Genomic DNA, 13697 nt, shown 5'->3' with positions numbered 1-13697 from the left:
AGTTCCTCATGTTCATTCACCCCATTTCTTACGGGACCACACAAAGTACATTGATAAAGGCCACCAAAGTATTGCGAAAATCGGATAGATCGCCCAAATAGTGTGTGGTGTGTAATAAAGATTAATAAAAATAAAAAATGCAATGATTAAGGCACTACCCCAAATCGAGAACTCTAAGTTTAATTTGGCCATGTTTTTCTTTGCTGGCTCTTTAACACCCAATTCGTGCTTTAAGTCTTCAATATCTCCGAATTCTACGATGGCTTTATTAATGGCATCCTCTTGTTCTTTACCTTGGTCCATCAAGTAAAATACCTTTTCTTCAAGATTTTCAATGATTTCTTGTTTAACCATTTCCGTTTCGTTATTTCGAGGAATGTCTTTAAAAAGCTCATCAATATGGTTTTTTATTCTTTTCATTCTAAGCCCTCCATAAATAAATCGATTATTTCCTTTACTTCCGACCATTCTTTCACTAGCTCATTTAAATAGGCCTTACCTAATGAGGTAATACGGTAATACTTTCTTTTGCCTCCATGTGAGACATCTCCATAATAGGCTTCAATAATTTCCTTTTTTTCGAGACGTTGAAAAACAGCATACAAAGTTGCTTCCTTTATTTGAAACCGATTGTTTGTACGGAGACTTATTTCCTGAGAAATTTCGTAGCCATAACGGTCTTTTTCTGAAATTAACCGTAAAATAATCGAATCCAAATGTCCTCGGATAATATCACTGCGAACCATAAGTCACCTACTTTATTTTATTGCTCTATCTGTCAGAGTAATAATAGCAAACATTACTCTACCTGTCAAAGTAATTTATTCCCCTTTTTTTACAATGATGATGAGACCTTCCTATAAAAAAAACTCCATTCGCTAAAAAGCCCATAAGGACAATTTCTTAGCGAATGGAGTTCGTCTATTCTTTTTACATATACAATGCAGCAAGGAAAATCCCTAAAGACTCCTCGTAAATGTCATCGAACTGACTGATTGGCAAAGGATTTGTACCACTTCCTAATTCAACGGTGAAGCCTGGTCTACGCCAATCCTGAATAAACCAATCCTTATAACCAGCATAGCTTCCAGCAGATTGAATGGGCTCATAGCCACTTACTCTACTAAATTCATTTACAAGAACCTCTGATTCGGGGGGCTCTAGATTTTCAAAGCCCCAATAGATAACGCGTCCCTGTGTATGAAAGGCTAATACTCTTGAAAAATCACGTTGCTTGGTCAAATCAGCCATTGCAATGGCTTCAGGTTCTGATAATGGTCTTTCCCCACCATAATCTCTTGGCCCTGGGGTTTTTGGATTACGGGCACTTTCAAGCTCCCATTTGGCAGGGAATTGGTCATTTAAATCAATTCCATGAATGTTTGCTTTCCAGCCAGAAAAATCAGCGCTATCATTATTCCATGCAATTAGTTGATTTCTTAATGCTTCATCATTTGGTGGGCCTTGTATTACTAAATCTACTCCATCAGGATTTACCATAGGTACAATAGAAAGGAATGTTTGCTGATAAAGAGAAAATGGAGAAATTCCACGAATACTACTTTGATTGGTGAGGGCGAGCAAATAGTCATTTAAAAATGTTAGAATAATAGGTGTAGTAATCCATTCGTTCGCATGGAAGGAGCCATTATAGTGTACACGTTTTGCACCATGGCCAATTGACAGCTCAGGTAGCTCTTTCCCTAAAACGGAGTTGCCAATGTTAGAGCTATGAAGAAAAGGATATGCGTCAAGGAGCTTTCTGAGATCGTTCATCATATGGGTATACGTGTAATTTTGCTTACCTTCAACTAAACGCCATGTGATACGTTGGGGTATGCGAATCATTTGACCGATTTGTAATCGATTTGGATTGAGATCAGGATTAACAAGCAATAGGGCGACTAGGGGAAGGTTTCGGCTCTGGGCAATCTGCCAAAAAGAGTCTCCTTGTTTAATTTGATAGTTGTTGGTCACAAAACCAGGTATACGGACCCGTTGTCCAACTCTTAAAAATTGGGGATTTATATTTTCATTAGAATCTAAAATGAGTTGAAGAGGAATTTTAAATACCTCACTGAAATGCCAAAGTGAATTTCCTGGCCTTACGATAATATCCACATGTTTTCTCTCCTTAATTCGAAATGGTTCAATATAAAATGTATATGAAAAATGCATAGACTTATTAATACAAAATCAGCAAAATTTCTTTATTAAGAATCTAAAAGACAATAAAATGAGTTATTTTTAGATGTATACTAGTAATAATATTAAAGTAAAAGAAAGGTAAGGGTAGGAAAACCAAATGTTAAATAGATTAAAAATGGGTATACGCTCAAAGATTACATTAGGTTATATCGTAATCATTCTTTGCTTACTTGCGACAGTTGTCATATTAAATAATCAAATTACATCTTTGCAAAAGGAAAGAAATTTTATTATTAAGTATGATTCTAATGTTCTAACTTTAACAAATGAAATTGAAAAATATATATTGGATATGGAATCGAGTCAGCGTGCTTTCATCATTACAGGTAAGCAAAGTTATCTTGAACCCTATGATAATGCAGCTGAAAATTGGAAAATAGATTTTAATGAGCTCTATCAACAAATGGAAGGTAAACCAACTCAGCAGGACAAATTAAAAGAGATAGAGGAAACCATTGAACATTGGATTGCAACTTCAGGCGAACCAACTATTCAACTTAAAAAGGATAATAATGTAGAAGCATTAAATGATTTTTTTAGAGTAGATAATGGTCGTCAGGATATGGAGAAAATGCGCAAATTATTTGATTCATTCCGCGCCACTGAAAATGCTTATACACAGGAGAAGGCAAAACAGTTAGACAAGCAAAATAGTAGATTAACAAGTGCTTTATTTGGGATATTAATTTTAGTTTCTACAATAGCCATTGCCATTGCAAGTGGCATATCCCGTTCCATTGTAAAAACGATAACGGAAGTAACACAAACAATTCAAGAAATAGCAGCTACTAAAGGTGATTTCAAGAGAAGAATCCACGTCAATACAAACGATGAAGTGAATGAACTTGCTAATGCAACCAATACACTCTTAGAGTCAGTCGAAAAGAGAGAATGGCTACAAAGCAATGTTGCTGAAATCGTGACAAATTATCAAGGTATTTCGGCCATTACCAAATTGGCGGAGACCTTCCTATCAGAAGTCGCACAGAAAACCCAAGCATCCCTTGGCGCATTTTATGTTCGGGAAGTAACAGAGAACCAAGTACAGTTTGTGAAAAAGGCTGCTTTTGCTGACACGGATGATTGTGTTGGTATGGAGAGTTTCAAAATAGGACAAGGGTTAATCGGTCAATGTGCATTAGAAAAGAGAGTACTATTCTATGATAATATTCCGCGAGATTATCGTTTAATCAAAACTGGATTAGGTGAAATTAGACCACAAAATATTTTATTGATTCCTGTCATTTTTGAAAATGAAGTCATAGCGGTTGTTGAAATAGCGACAATGGCTAAGTTCAGTAAGTTACAGCAAGAATTAGTGAGACAGGTCACTGAAACCTTTGGGCTAACAGTGAATAGCGTTTTAGGGCGTATGGAAATTGTTCGTCTATTGAATGAATCGAGAGCAATGACTGAGGAATTACAGGTTCAATCAGAAGAGCTTCAGACACAATCTGAGGAATTACAAATGCAGACGGAAGAGCTGACAATGATTAATGAGCAGCTTGAAGAGCGCACGAAGGAGGCAGAGTCAAAATCAAGAGAGCTAGAGAAAGCGAAGAAGGAATTAGAAGAAAGTGCAGAGCAGCTTATCCTTAACTCCAATTACAAATCCGAATTTTTAGCGAATATGTCACATGAATTAAGAACACCTTTGAATAGCATACTAATCCTATCGGAGATGCTAGCAGAGAATAGCCAACACAACCTAACTGACGAGGAAGCAGAGTTTGCTAAGGTTATTCATTCTTCTGGAGAGGACTTACTTGCTCTAATCAATGACATATTAGATTTATCTAAAGTTGAGGCAGGGAAGCTTGATATTATTTTTAATGAAGTAAATATGAGCGAAGTACCTGTGCAAATTGAACATACCTTTGCACCAGTTGCGATGAAGAAAAACTTAGCATTCCATATTTCAAAGGCGGATCATGTTGTGGATGTATTCTATACGGATGAGAAGAGATTCCAGCAAATCTTAAAGAATTTATTATCGAATGCCTTTAAATTTACTGAGCAGGGATCTGTCACATTAGATATTAACCAGCTTGCACCACAACAACTAACAAACAATATGCAGGATATAAGTACGGATTGGTTAGAAATTACTGTTTCAGATACAGGAATAGGTATTCCAAAAGACAAACACCAGCTGATTTTTGAATCATTCCAGCAAGCAGATGGAGCTACGGTCCGAAAATATGGTGGAACAGGTCTTGGCCTTTCTATTTGTAAGGAATTTGCAAAATTACTTGGTGGCTGGATTACATTACAAAGTACTGAAGGACAAGGTAGTAGCTTTACGTTAACGCTTCCAAGCCTACCAAATGGAATTGAAGAGGAGCATTGCCAAAAGCTTGCCATGAACGAAGTGGCTGTTACGACGGTGGAAGAGGAACAAATAAAAGAGCAGCCATTAGCAACGGAAGAAGCCCTTCAACATGAGGTTGAGGTGTTTCAAGGGAAAAATATTTTAATAGTTGATGATGATAACCGTAATATTTATGCGTTGAAAACGGCATTAGAAAAAAGAGGCATGCACATTCTAGTTGCCAAAGATGGGCTAGAATGTTTAGAGGTCTTGCAGGCTAATCCAGATATCGATCTTGTTCTAATGGATATAATGATGCCTAATATGGATGGCTATGAAGCGATGACTATTATTCGTCAGCAAATGAAACGTATCGATTTGCCAATCATTGCATTGACTGCTAAAGCGATGAAAAATGATCGTGATAAATCACTGCAGGCAGGTGCATCTGATTATATTAGTAAGCCATTGAATTTAGATCAATTAATATCCGTTTTAAGAGTATGGTTGGTTTCTAAGGGGAGTTAATGACATGGAACAATTTCAGCCTTTGGAGCAAAATATACAATTAAATAAGCAAACAAATTTAGAAATAGATTTGTTACTTGAGGCTATTTATCGTTTATCAGGCTATGATTTTCGCCAATACAATCGTTCTTCCATTTCGCGTAGAATCTACAATAGGATGGGAATAAATAACATCCCAACGATTTCACGTGTACAAGAAAAGGTCATACATGATAAAGAATTTTTAGAGCAGATATTAAATGATTTTTCGATAAATGTAACGGAGATGTTCCGTAACCCTAGCTTTTTTAAGGCTTTTCGTGAAACAGTCATCCCGGTTTTACGAGAATATCCGGAAATCCGTATTTGGCATGCAGGGTGTGCCACAGGTGAAGAAGTATATTCTATGGCCATCTTGCTTCAGGAAGAGGGGCTTATAGAGAGGTCTGTTATTTATGCAACGGATATGAACGAGCAAGTATTAGAAAAAGCTAAGAAGGGAGCCTTTCCAATTCATAAGATGCAGGCATATACAAAAAACTATATGCTTGCTGGAGGTGCCCATGCATTTTCAGAATACTATCAAACAGATTATCAATATGCTTACTTCCATCCAACATTATTGAAAAATATTATTTTTGCTCAACATAATTTAGTAACAGATCATTCATTTAATGAATTTCATGTTGTCCTATGCAGAAATGTCCTTATTTATTTTTCGCCTAAGTTGCAGAGCCAGGTACATCAATTATTTTATGAAAGTTTAAGTGACGAAGGTTTTTTATGCTTAGGGGATAAAGAAACATTACGATTTGAAGAGGTTATTTCAAAATATAGGGAAATTGCTGGTAACGAAAGAATTTACCAGAAAATATATTAACGAGTAAGAGGCTATCTTTAACTGATAGCCTCTGCTTTTTTATATAGTATTAGAACTAGCTTGAATCATTAAAACACACATATCATCAGGCTGATTTTCTTGTTTATCCTTAGGCAATAGGTTATCGATTAGGCATTGCGAATAATCCCACTTAGAGGATGTTAGCGTTTGCAAATGCTTTTCTGATTCTAGTTCACAAGGCCCCATCGCCTCTAATACACCGTCAGTAAATAACACAATTTGAATATCATGCTCATATTGAATACATTGCTTTTTCACTTTAATTTCATCAAAGAAGCCGACTGCACAGCTACCTTGATCTAATGGAATACATGTTTTTTCATCGATTAGTGCATATCCAGGAGGATGGCCAGCATTTATGTACTCGACTGTTTTTTGCTCTGTGTCAATGATTAAATAAATCGCTGTAAAGTAATAAAGATTATTCTCTTTCCCATCTTGCAATAGGGTCATATAACGGTTCAGTTCTTGAATGACAAGTTCAGGCTCGACCAATTGCTTAACCGCCTCTCTTAGAACAGAGGAGATAAACATACAGACCAGCGCTGCAGATATACCGTGACCCATCATATCCAATAATATTATGGCATAACGATGATCGTCTATTTTGTACCAGTAATACATATCCCCTGCTAAATTAGAGGATGGTAAATATGAAACTTCAATACGGATGTCCTTCTCATTTAACGGTGGGCTAAGAAGACTCCTTTGTACATGGGTAGCTAAATCAAGTTCATATTGTATTTTCTTTTCATGCTGTGTGTGCCAGTCTAATTCCGCCTTTAAACGTAAGGCAACACGCATTCTGGCAAGCAACTCTGTTTTATTAATTGGTTTAGTAATATAATCTACGCCACCAATGTCGAGGGCTTCTGCCAGTTTGTTTTTATCCTCGAGTGCTGTAACAAAAATGATTTGAATATCTTTCAATCTCTCATTTTGCTTAATACGTTTGCAGGCCTCAATACCATCTACTTCCGGCATCATAATATCTAACAAAATTAAATCTACTGAATTTCCTGTCGCATTGGGTGCATCTAATTGTAAATAATCAAATAGCTCATAAGCAGATGAAAGAGAAACACAGTTTTCATAACCTGCATTTTTTAGTATTTTCTCAATGACAAATAAATTGACTTGATTGTCATCAACTAGAAGAATGGTCATAGTACTTTCCCCTTACTCTGATTGAATTGTGCAGATTATTTTTCATGTATATAAAATACTTTCAACTTTATCATTATACAAAACATCAAAGAATAAAGGTATTTTGGCGATTTGAATGTGTGATTTACTAAATACATGAATTAGAAGGAATTTATATTTTAGCTTTTTTAAACCCTTGATAGATATCAAATGCATTTGCTAAAACAGCAATAATCATACTGACAAGTAGGATTTTATCAATAGTGAAGGCAACTTTAGCTGAGGTTGTTTCTGTAATAGCCGCAATATAAGGGATCGAGGCGCTATGAATAAAATCTGGGTGTATCACTATTAAAATAAACACAATCGTTCCAACACTTTGAAGTATGGCATTAGTGATAGCAATAAGCATTGTCCACTGTCCTGCACGCCATTTTAATAAGGTTAAAGTGAGACTTAGAATAATACATAGTAAGACCATGGGAACAAACGATTGTAAAATAGTTTGATTAAAGATAGGCATAACAAATTTCAAGCTGCCGTTGTCATTTGTTGTATAAATACCTAAAAGACGATAGGCATTCCAATAAACAAAAGAAAAAATAAGTATTCCTAAAAGGCTAAAGATCGTGTCACTTACAGGAATGATTTTATCTTTGGGAATCCTTTTAATCTGTACTAAATCATCAGGTGACCATGGCTTGGTATCTTTCAAAAAAGGGATCGAAATCTTTTCAGCCCCAGAACGGTCCTTGATGATAAAAATAACCGTAACCCAAAATAAAATGTGAAATAAAACAGCAATAATGGCAACAACGATCCCTGCAAATGCTGTAATAATGGTTGTGAGCAATGCTTCTTCTCCAGAATAGAGAACAATTTTCTCTATTATTTGAACAATAACCGTAATGAGAACTGCCCAAGGTATAATTAGCTTGATGGTTCTTGTATATTGCTCAAAATTCTCTGGACCTATTAAAAAGTGGGGAGTATCCTGATAGCTTGCAGCAACTTCTACAGGGCTTCCAAGTTTCCTGAGTACTTCCTTCACCTCGGTTTCTGAATATTGATCTGGCAGCATATCCTCAATCGTAGCCTTTAGTTCAACCTTGATTTTGTCACGTTTATTTTTATGTAGTCTTTTAGACACTTCGTGAATATACGAATCAATTAAAGTCATACATTTTCCTCCTTTAATCATTTTCAGTACTCATTATTTGGTCGTGGTAATATATGTTATTATGGGGTATAAAAATTAATGTGAAAAATTCGTGAACAACATGCAACAATTTGAAAATGGAGGGGACATGATGAGGGTTGTAGAGAAATTATTAAAAGAGCAAGATTTTGTAGCCTTTGTGAATATCGTTGTAGGAGCGTATCCAGGAAGATTGAATGGGGCACACACAACAAAAGAACAGCTGAAAAAGCAATTTATGCAAAATCAGCACAATGATGAATCTCTTCATTATTATGGACTTTGGGAAAATGACAAACTCGTTGGTGGTATGCGACTACATGACTTTCAAATGAATCTGTTCTCTAAAATGCTACCAGTTGGTGGGGTAGGACTTGTTGCCGTTGATTTATTACATAAAAAAGAGAAGGTTGCAAAAGAATTAATCCAACATTTCTTTAACATTTTTTTAGATAAAAATATTCACTTTGTGGCTTTGTATCCGTTTAGACCAGATTTTTATAAGAAAATGGGTTTTGGTTATGGACCGAAAATCTATCAATACTTGGTAGAGCCTTCAAGCTTCCCTAAAGGACCAACCAAAAAGCACCTTAAATATTTGACAGTGGAAGATCAACAACAGTTAGTAGAATGCTACAACAGGGTAGTAGCTAAAAAACATGGGATGTTTCTTAAAACACAATCAGAACTATCCTTTATTTTTAATAATCCAGATCACTATGTGATTGCAATGGAACAGGAAGGTACAGTACAGGGCTATATTGTCTTTTCTTTTAATAAACAAAGCGAGAGTAATTTTATGCTAAATAATTTGGTGATTAAAGAGTGGATCTATGAAACTCCTGAGGCTTTGCTAGAGCTTAGTACATTTTTAAACAGTCAGGCAGACCAAGTAAACCGAATCGAATGGAATACACAAGAAGAAAATGTCCATTTCTTTTTAGGGGATGTAAGAAATGGCACAAATCATTTAATACCAAGTGTCTACCATGCAAATGCCGTGTCAGGAGTTGGACTAATGTACCGTATTATTAATGTGAAGGGCTTTTTTGATGAGCTAATAACACGCAATTTTAACGGTGTCACTTTGACATTTAAATTGAATGTTATGGATTCGTTACTGGCAAAAAATAATCAGCAACTTATTGTTGAGGCTGTTAACGGTACAATTAAAATGAAAGAAAGTGATAGCTATGATGTTGAAGTAACGATAGATGTGGCTGAGCTTTCATCACTAATAATGGGCGTAGTAACGGTCCAAGAGCTATTTATGCTTAGTCGAATACAGATTAGCGATATTCAGTATTTACAGGCTTTACAGCAATTCTTCTATGTGTTTGAAAAGCCCACATGTATATCGGCATTTTAGAATGGGCTTGAGGGCTTTTACTCTTTTTTAATGAGAATGGAAGAACGTGTTGGCCTTTCAAGTGGCGTGATATTAATAATAAAGTAGCTTATAATTAGTATTAGGATAATTAATGAATAAATTAACGTATTTAGAGGATGGTCATGCTCCACAATAATTAATCGTATCATTGCTGTTATGCCAATATAGATAAAGTAACGGAGTGGAAAATGGTAATCCTCCTTAAAATATTTAATTATCATTGTGATGAATTCGAAATATAAAAAGAAAATAAGTATATTGGCAAGGAATAATTTATAATCACCATCTTCCTTAGCGAATAATAATATTTTAAGAAATTCAATTAGCTCCTTAATAAGCAAAAAAGAAAGGATTAGAGCTAATAGTACAAGGCAAACATTGAGAAATAGCTGTAGAGATTTCGGAACAGCTTTAATGAGCTGTAAATAAGTCGTATTTTTTTGATTCACCCAATTCCTCCAATCAATTTTTGTAAATACATCATCATATGGTCGTGTAGTAGTGTATTATGATATAAATATAACAATTTGCCGTAAATCTTTTCTATTGATTTTGTAAAGTTTTGGTATATTTTTCTGAAAGAAAGTTTTCAAAATAATTTAGTGGTATGCTAAAATAGATGTGCATGAATATAAAATATAAAAGGGGTTTTTGAAATGGCAAAATCTGCAAAAAATGATGCGAAAATTACACCAGAACGTTTAGAAGAAGCGTTGAATGTTCGTGATCGTCTTATTATTGAGCTACTGGTACAAGTACTTGATGAAAAATTAGTAATTGAGCGCCCTGTATTACGTGAACGTCTAGGAAATCTTGTAGATCTTGCTGATCATGATGCAGAGCTTAAGGAAACAATCCACGCAGTAATTAACAAACTATAATGTTAAGAAGAATGCTACGGGTATGCGTAGCATTCTTTTTTATATGGTATTTGTCACGTAAAGCGTTCTACTAAGTCGTGCATACGCTCTGCCTCTGTATGAAGCTCCATAGAGGAGTGCATGATAGATGTCACTGCTGACTTTTGTTCGTCAATAGAGGCGTTAATTTGTTCGGTAGCTGCGGCAGATTGTGTAGCGACACTTGCAATTTCATTGATAGCGTTCATCACGATTATTCGATTTTCCGCCATGTCATTCATTCCTTTGTCTAGAGAAACAAGGTGCTTTGTAATGTCATGAATGGAGTCTGCTAGGGAAGTAAAGGCACCCTTTACTTCCGAAATCGACATTGCCTGATTTTGCGAAAGTTGAAGCGTGTGTATCATTTTTGCATCTGAATTAGCGGTATCCACCTCAATACGCTGTAATAGATTTCTAACACGATTAGTGGCTTCATTCGTATCCTCTGATAAATGACGTACTTCCTCAGCTACGACAGCAAACCCTTTACCATGTTCACCTGCACGAGCTGCTTCAATACTTGCATTTAGTGCTAATAGATTTGTTTGTTCGGAAATGGATGTAATCGTTTGAACGACTTGATGAATTTCTTTCATTTGGCTCGTTAAGCTTGAGAAATTTGTTCGTAGTTCCTCAATTACTTGCGTAAACGCACTTGAATTTTGCAGTAATACATCTACTTTTTCTCTACCATTTTCTTGAGATTGATTAATAATATTCATATTTTCTGTAATCTCACTATATTTATTTGTAGCATTTGAGATAAGCGAGGACAGTGTTTCAACTTTATTAATGGCCATTTCTGCTTCCTCAGCTTGTACTACAGCACCCTTAGATATATCATTGATGGCTTGATGAATTTCATCAGCAGAAGCAGTCGTCTCCTCAGTAATGGCACTCAGCATCTCTGAAGAAACTCGCATTTGGGATGCACTATCCTTTGTATTGTTGACCATTTCATGTAAGCTATGTTTCATATTATTCACATTACTAGCTAGTATACCTAGTTCATCTTCTGTAGTAACAGGTATGTCATCACCAGTTAGCTTGCCTTTAGCAATATCAGATGTAATGACCATAATTTTCCGTATATAGGTTGTCATTCGTCCAGAGAAGAACCAGAAGAGTGATACACCAATAATCGTTGCAAGGATGGTCATGCCTAATGTGTAATATAAAACCTTATTCGTACCTGCATTAAAGTCCATTTCGTATGTACCAGCTGCTATAATCCAGCCCCAATGCTTGTCCTTTTCTACATAAGTAATCTTAGGCGCAACGATATCAGGATTTGAGGGAAGGGCCCAATCATAACGTACATATCCTCCTCCAGCATTTGCTGCTTCAATCATTTCTCGTACAAAATAGCGCCCATCCTCTGTTTGTAAGTCTGAAATATTTTTTCCTTCAAGAGATGGATGGGTTTCAACCATACCGCTATCTTGGAAAGCATAGAAATAAAAATTATCTCCATATTTAACAGGATTATCAATGGATCTTTTGTTATCTTCAATTTTATTACCAACGATCTGTGTTCTAGCACTTTCCTGAGCTTCTTCTAGCGTTAATTTCCCATTTTGAACTTGAGTATCTAACTGTGCAATTAGTTCAAGTATGCCAAGTGTGCCATTTTTAAGACTATCTCGACCTACCTGATCGAGTTCTCCTTTCACCACCATATAATTGACTGCCCCAACTAGTCCTGTTGATAGTAGAATAACTATAATGGCAAGACTAACAAGTTTATTACGTACTGATTTCATTGGATACAACCCCCGTTCCTTCATTACTTCAATATAGTTCTATTATAATATATAGTTTTTTAATAAAATAGAAAATTCTGAAAATAAATACCGTATTTTAGAGCATTTTTTGAATAAGTAAGAGAAATAGTTCCTAAAAAAATCGCCCCAATCAAGAGTAAACAGTAACAGTCAGCTCTTAATTGGGGTGATATTGAATCTTGATTTAGTGGGTTTACACCGATTAGTATACTTTGTCTCCGTTGAAAATAGAGTTTTTCACGATTACATAATCAACATTGCGAATAGCCTCTAGCTTTGTGCCACCAGCATAAGAAATAGATGACTGTAAATCTTGTTGCATCTCGATTAATGTATCTTTAATGCTACCTTTATGTTCAACGTACATTTTCTTACCTTCGACGTTTTTACGTTCGCCTTTTTGGAATTCAGAGGCAGAGCCGAAGTATTCTTTCACTGTTCTACCTTCGATTTCGATTGTTTCACCAGGTGATTCTTCATGACCAGCAAATAATGAACCGATCATTACCATTGAAGCACCAAAACGTACAGATTTAGCGATATCTCCATGTGTACGAATACCACCATCAGCAATAATTGGTTTTGTAGCAGCCTTTGCACACCAACGTAGTGCAGCTAGTTGCCAGCCTCCAGTACCAAATCCTGTTTTGATTTTAGTAATACATACTTTACCTGGTCCAATCCCAACTTTAGTTGCATCTGCACCAGCATTTTCAAGCTCACGTACCGCTTCAGGTGTCCCTACGTTACCTGCGATGACAAAGCTGTTTGGTAAATGCTTTTTAATATGCTGAATCATACGAATAACAGCATTTGAATGCCCATGTGCAATATCAATTGTAATAAAATCAGGTACCAAATTAGCAGCTGCTAATTCTTCGATAAATGAATATTCTTCATCTTTTACACCAACGCTAATAGAAGCAATTAAGCCATTTCCTTGCATTTCTAGAATAAAGTTACGACGAGTTTCTGGTTGGAAACGGTGCATGATGTAAAAGTAACCGTTTTCAGCAAGTTTCTTCGCTAGATTTTCATCGATAATTGTTTGCATATTTGCAGGTACTACTGGAAGTTTAAAAGTGTGTCCACCTAAAGTAACAGAAGTATCACATTCTGAACGACTTTCTACAATACATTTTGCGGGAATTAGTTGAATATCTTCATAGTCAAATACGTTATCCATTATATACACTCCTAAAATACGAATATTTTTTAAGATTTAATTTAAATTGTTCGCCATTTGGTAATTTACATGATTTTTGAGTAAATGTCAAAGCATTTGTGAAAATAAATAAAAAATTTAAACAGAAAGCAAACAAACTTACTTTGAAGATGAAATATTCTAGT

At 35.6% G+C, this 13697-nt stretch carries 12 protein-coding genes; 4 read left to right on the top strand and 8 right to left on the bottom strand.

The features are described from left to right. Positions 1–12 precede the first annotated feature (12 nt). The 3 genes from MHB39_RS23185 to MHB39_RS23175 form a co-directional block, all read right to left on the bottom strand. Positions 13–420 (bottom strand): permease prefix domain 1-containing protein, encoded by a 408-nt coding sequence (locus MHB39_RS23185; protein ID WP_036077859.1) that lies wholly within the window; start codon positions 418–420, stop codon positions 13–15. After that, the gene (locus tag MHB39_RS23180; RefSeq protein WP_004233468.1) at positions 417–746 is read right to left on the bottom strand and encodes a PadR family transcriptional regulator; all 330 of its coding nucleotides are present in this window, start codon (positions 744–746) and stop codon (positions 417–419) included. The genes MHB39_RS23185 and MHB39_RS23180 overlap by 4 nt, the downstream gene beginning before the upstream one ends. A gap of 184 nt (positions 747–930) precedes the next feature. Beyond that, positions 931–2121, bottom strand: a complete 1191-nt coding sequence (locus MHB39_RS23175) for a M14 family metallopeptidase (protein WP_342545500.1) — start codon at positions 2119–2121, stop codon at positions 931–933. A 184-nt stretch (positions 2122–2305) separates the two neighbouring features. Here MHB39_RS23175 and MHB39_RS23170 point away from each other — a divergent pair, with 184 nt between their 5' ends. Both MHB39_RS23170 and MHB39_RS23165 read left to right on the top strand, forming a co-directional pair. After that, a complete protein-coding gene (locus tag MHB39_RS23170; protein ID WP_342545499.1) occupies positions 2306–5047 on the top strand; it encodes an ATP-binding protein in 2742 nt (913 codons plus the stop codon). Between the two features lie 4 nt (positions 5048–5051). Further along, entirely contained in the window at positions 5052–5906 is an 855-nt protein-coding gene (locus tag MHB39_RS23165) for a protein-glutamate O-methyltransferase CheR (protein ID WP_036077852.1), read from the top strand. Positions 5907–5945: 39 nt separating this feature from the next. Here the strand turns inward: MHB39_RS23165 and MHB39_RS23160 are convergent, their stop codons facing one another. Beyond that, complete coding sequence (locus tag MHB39_RS23160; protein WP_036077849.1) at positions 5946–7094, bottom strand: fused response regulator/phosphatase; 1149 nt, start codon at positions 7092–7094, stop codon at positions 5946–5948. Between the two features lie 151 nt (positions 7095–7245). After that, entirely contained in the window at positions 7246–8253 is a 1008-nt protein-coding gene (locus tag MHB39_RS23155) for a hypothetical protein (RefSeq protein WP_342545497.1), read from the bottom strand. Between the two features lie 127 nt (positions 8254–8380). Between MHB39_RS23155 and MHB39_RS23150 the strand changes: the two genes are divergently transcribed. After that, positions 8381–9640 carry a GNAT family N-acetyltransferase gene (locus tag MHB39_RS23150; protein WP_342545496.1) on the top strand — a complete coding sequence of 420 codons (1260 nt, stop codon included), beginning with the start codon at positions 8381–8383 and terminating at the stop codon, positions 9638–9640. Between the two features lie 17 nt (positions 9641–9657). On the opposite strand, the gene psiE is transcribed toward MHB39_RS23150, so the two are convergent. After that, positions 9658–10110 (bottom strand): phosphate-starvation-inducible protein PsiE, encoded by a 453-nt coding sequence (gene psiE / locus MHB39_RS23145; RefSeq protein ID WP_052125375.1) that lies wholly within the window; start codon positions 10108–10110, stop codon positions 9658–9660. 207 nt (positions 10111–10317) lie between these two features. Between psiE and MHB39_RS23140 the strand changes: the two genes are divergently transcribed. Beyond that, the gene (locus MHB39_RS23140; RefSeq protein ID WP_036077843.1) at positions 10318–10542 is read left to right on the top strand and encodes a hypothetical protein; all 225 of its coding nucleotides are present in this window, start codon (positions 10318–10320) and stop codon (positions 10540–10542) included. A 53-nt stretch (positions 10543–10595) separates the two neighbouring features. On the opposite strand, the gene MHB39_RS23135 is transcribed toward MHB39_RS23140, so the two are convergent. Both MHB39_RS23135 and guaC read right to left on the bottom strand, forming a co-directional pair. Continuing rightward, positions 10596–12326, bottom strand: coding sequence for a cache domain-containing protein (locus MHB39_RS23135; RefSeq protein ID WP_342545495.1), 1731 nt, complete (start codon positions 12324–12326; stop codon positions 10596–10598). A 223-nt stretch (positions 12327–12549) separates the two neighbouring features. Continuing rightward, positions 12550–13533 carry a GMP reductase gene (guaC, locus tag MHB39_RS23130; protein WP_036077839.1) on the bottom strand — a complete coding sequence of 328 codons (984 nt, stop codon included), beginning with the start codon at positions 13531–13533 and terminating at the stop codon, positions 12550–12552. Positions 13534–13697 lie beyond the last annotated feature (164 nt).

This window comes from Lysinibacillus sp. FSL K6-4013 (genome assembly GCF_038630435.1).
In the GTDB taxonomy this organism is placed as follows: Bacteria; Bacillota; Bacilli; order Bacillales_A; family Planococcaceae; genus Lysinibacillus; species Lysinibacillus boronitolerans.
Note: the sequence above shows the minus strand (reverse complement) of the source record. Positions and strands in the feature narration are given on the sequence as shown.

What these genes read in the sequence shown, in the direction of transcription:
- MHB39_RS23185 (WP_036077859.1), bottom strand. Translation starts at nt 420, where the DNA reads ATGAAAAGAATAAAAAACCATATTGATGAGCTTTTTAAAGACATTCCT.
- MHB39_RS23180 (WP_004233468.1), bottom strand. Translation starts at nt 746, where the DNA reads ATGGTTCGCAGTGATATTATCCGAGGACATTTGGATTCGATTATTTTA.
- MHB39_RS23170 (WP_342545499.1), top strand. Translation starts at nt 2,306, where the DNA reads ATGTTAAATAGATTAAAAATGGGTATACGCTCAAAGATTACATTAGGT.
- MHB39_RS23165 (WP_036077852.1), top strand. Translation starts at nt 5,052, where the DNA reads ATGGAACAATTTCAGCCTTTGGAGCAAAATATACAATTAAATAAGCAA.
- MHB39_RS23160 (WP_036077849.1), bottom strand. Translation starts at nt 7,094, where the DNA reads ATGACCATTCTTCTAGTTGATGACAATCAAGTCAATTTATTTGTCATT.
- MHB39_RS23155 (WP_342545497.1), bottom strand. Translation starts at nt 8,253, where the DNA reads ATGACTTTAATTGATTCGTATATTCACGAAGTGTCTAAAAGACTACAT.
- MHB39_RS23150 (WP_342545496.1), top strand. Translation starts at nt 8,381, where the DNA reads ATGATGAGGGTTGTAGAGAAATTATTAAAAGAGCAAGATTTTGTAGCC.
- MHB39_RS23140 (WP_036077843.1), top strand. Translation starts at nt 10,318, where the DNA reads ATGGCAAAATCTGCAAAAAATGATGCGAAAATTACACCAGAACGTTTA.
- MHB39_RS23135 (WP_342545495.1), bottom strand. Translation starts at nt 12,326, where the DNA reads ATGAAATCAGTACGTAATAAACTTGTTAGTCTTGCCATTATAGTTATT.
- guaC (WP_036077839.1), bottom strand. Translation starts at nt 13,533, where the DNA reads ATGGATAACGTATTTGACTATGAAGATATTCAACTAATTCCCGCAAAA.